Origin of the sequence: Mycobacterium helveticum, assembly GCF_007714205.1 — a bacterium.
Lineage (GTDB): Bacteria > Actinomycetota > Actinomycetes > Mycobacteriales > Mycobacteriaceae > Mycobacterium > Mycobacterium helveticum.
On record NZ_VMQU01000266.1, the window covers coordinates 1 to 1,816 of the forward strand.

The 1,816-nt window shown below is 63.1% G+C and carries 1 protein-coding gene; it reads left to right on the forward strand.

Annotated elements, in window-relative coordinates:
* The coding region (locus FPZ47_RS27345; RefSeq protein WP_246133646.1) for a plasmid pRiA4b ORF-3 family protein at positions 1 to 1,420 on the forward strand (1,420 nt) is incomplete at its 5' end.
* Between the last annotated feature and the right edge of the window lie 396 nt (positions 1,421 to 1,816).

Genomic DNA, 1,816 nt, shown 5'->3' on the forward strand with positions numbered 1-1,816 from the left:
ATCAGCGCGCAGCCACCATCAACCAGATCACCGAAAACAAGATCATCACAAGCCGGCTGAAAAATCAGGGTCTGACGTGAGCGCCATGAGCGAGCGCCCGCACCTGCATCTGGTACCGGAACCGGTGTCGCCCCCCGACCTGCGGCGCGCGCGACGGCGTGATGTCGTCGTCTACCGGGTCCGGGTGTACCTCGATGACAGCGATCCAACGATCTGGCGACGGCTGGACCTGCGCTCGAACCTGACGCTGGACCTGCTGCACCAGGTCCTGCAGGTGTCGTTCGACTGGACCGACTCGCACCTGCATCGCTTCTCACTCGGCGGCGGCGCCTTCGACCACCACAGCCAGCTGTTCCTGTGCCCGTACGACGTGGACAACAAGGAGTGGCCCGAAGACGATGACGGCCTGCCCGCCGCCGAGACTCAACTCGACGAAACCCTCAGTGAGCCCGGCGATGTCCTGCATTACCTCTACGATTACGGCGACAACTGGGAGCTGACGCTGCGTCTCGAAGAAGTCCTCCCCGCCGAGAGTCACTGTCCCGCAGCGGTTGTCATCGATGGCGAGCGGGCCGCGCCACCAGAGGACTGCGGGCATCTGGTCGACGCCGACAGCCTCGCCGAGGTGCTGCGTGACCCCGCGCTATTCGCGCTTGAACGAGTCAACAAGGGGTTCGGCGACGCGTACTTCCTGCTGCGCGAGGCAGGCATCGACGTGCGCCTGGTCGACCTGGTTCATCGGCTCACGTACACCGCGTATGGCGACGACCTGACGAAGGCGGCGCTAACGCTGGCCGGTGCGCGACCGCTGGACACGGTCGCTGTTGCCGACAATCTGCGGGCGTATCAGTGGTTTCTGGACCGCGCCAAGGATGGCGGAATTCCGTTGACGACCGCCGGGTATCTCAAGCCGGCTGATGTCGAGGAAGCCTCGAAAGTCGTTCCTGTGATGAATGATTGGATTGGCAAGCACAACCGTGAGGTTCAATGTTACCCACTGCTGCGGTTCCGTGAAGCCGTGCAGTCGTTGGGGCTGCTGCGCAAGCACAAGGGTACGCTGTTGCTGACGAAGGCTGGCGTAGCGGCCCAGGGTGACGCCGACAGGCTGTGGGATCATCTGGCCGGTCGCCTGATCCCCAAATCCGACGAAAAGTTTCAGACGCAGGCCACCCTGCTTATGCTGACCTATGCTGCGGGTTCGGCCGGCTCCGGACTGCCGTTCGACACGATGACGGCATTGTTGGCCGAACTCGGCTGGCGCTACTCCGACGGTCGGTCTGTTTCGGAATCGTCCCTGCGCCAACTCCCCGTCTACGAAGTCCTGATCAATGTTACCGACCAGCCCGTCAACCGGGCGCGGCGGAATATCGTGAGTCCTGCGGCAGCAGCATTGGCGCGTAGGGCGTTCGGCGGGAACTGAAAGCTTCAAGCCATAGGTACCACCCGGCGATCAGACACCGGAGCGTAACGGTGCTCACTGGACTACCTTCCTGAGGTCATCGCTTCTGGATGAAGCGTTGATGCACCCGAGGTGCCACCAGGTCACTGCCCTGCTCGCTTGACGCGGTTGATGTCCAGCATGAGATCTGCAGGCCCTGGTGGTTGCCCGGGGCGTGTCGACCGTCGATAGGGCTGAGCGCCAACGCCGCGTCTGGCTGCGAGCGCCGATCAGTGAGCGGACCGGCAACCACGTCCCGGCACCAGCGGCACCAGAAAAGATGGGTGCCTCCCCACTGGGACTAGCCCTTCAGTAAGCGTGTCGGCGGGTGAGAATTAGGCAAAGGCCTTATCCTGGTTGGGTTTGCGGTCTCAACGC